Consider the following 1,103-nt stretch of genomic DNA (forward strand, 5'->3'; position numbering starts at 1 on the left):
GGAGAGGGGAGAGGGGAGGAGTGGGTCAGGGAGATGACGGTTCGGCCGTCGCCGCCCTCAGCGCCTTCTTCGAGATCTTTCCCACGCCCGTCTGCGGGAAGACCTCCACGAACTCGACGCGGTCGGGCACCTTGTACGAGGCGAGGCCCCGCTCCCGTACGAACTTCCGGACGGCGGCCGACTTCATGGGCTCGGCGCCCGCGCGCAGGATCACGTACGCACAGGTCCGCTCGCCCAGGTACGCGTCGGGCTCGGCGACCACGTTCGCGTCGTGCACGGACGGGTGGGCGAGGATGTGGTTCTCGACCTCCTCGGCCGCGATCTTCTCGCCGCCCCGGTTGATCTGGTCCTTCGCCCGGCCCTCCACGACGATGTGGCCGGTCCCGGTCAGCCGCACCACGTCGCCCGTGCGGTAGAAGCCGTCGGCCGTGAAGGAGCGGGCGTTGTGCTCGGGAGCCCGCCAGTAGCCGCGGATCGTGTACGGGCCGCGCGTCAGCAGGTGGCCCGTCTCGCCGACCGGCAGGTCGTTGTCCTCGTCGTCGACGACACGGATCTCGTCGTCCGGCGAGATCGGGCGGCCCTGCGTGGTGACGATCGTCTCCGGGTCGTCGTCCAGCCGCGTGTAGTTGACCAGGCCCTCCGCCATGCCGAAGACCTGCTGCAACGTGCAGTCGAGGGCAGGCTTCACCCGGCGTGCCGCCTCCTCGCTGAACTTCGCGCCGCCCACCAGGAGTACGTCCAGGCTGCTCAGGTCGTACGCGGTCACGGGCGCCGCCTCCGTCCAGAGGAGGGCCAGCGGCGGGACGAGGCCCGTGATGGTGACGCCCTCGGACTCGATGAGGGGGAAGGCGGCCTCCGGGCTGGGCTGCGGGCAGAGCACGACGCGGGCGCCCGCGTAGAGCGCGCCGAGCGAACCCGGGGAGGAGAGCGGGAAGTTGTGGGCGGCGGGGAGGGCCACCAGATAGACGCTGTCCTCGTCGACCGCGCAGATCTCGTTCGAGCCGCGCAGCGAGTAGATGTAGTCGTCGTGGGTGCGCGGGATGAGCTTCGGGACGCCCGTACTGCCCCCGGAGAGCTGGAGGAACGCCAGGTCGGAGGGGGCG

The 1,103-nt window shown here is 70.9% G+C and carries 1 protein-coding gene; it reads right to left on the reverse strand.

The genetic code is table 11. The features are described 5' to 3' along the window. Positions 1-25: 25 nt before the first annotated feature. Positions 26-1,103, reverse strand: a 1,078-nt coding sequence (locus AOK03_RS00965) for a (2,3-dihydroxybenzoyl)adenylate synthase (RefSeq protein ID WP_157868829.1), incomplete at its 5' end; no start/stop codon positions are given.

Source organism: Streptomyces atriruber (assembly GCF_001418325.1).
Lineage (GTDB): Bacteria > Actinomycetota > Actinomycetes > Streptomycetales > Streptomycetaceae > Streptomyces > Streptomyces atriruber.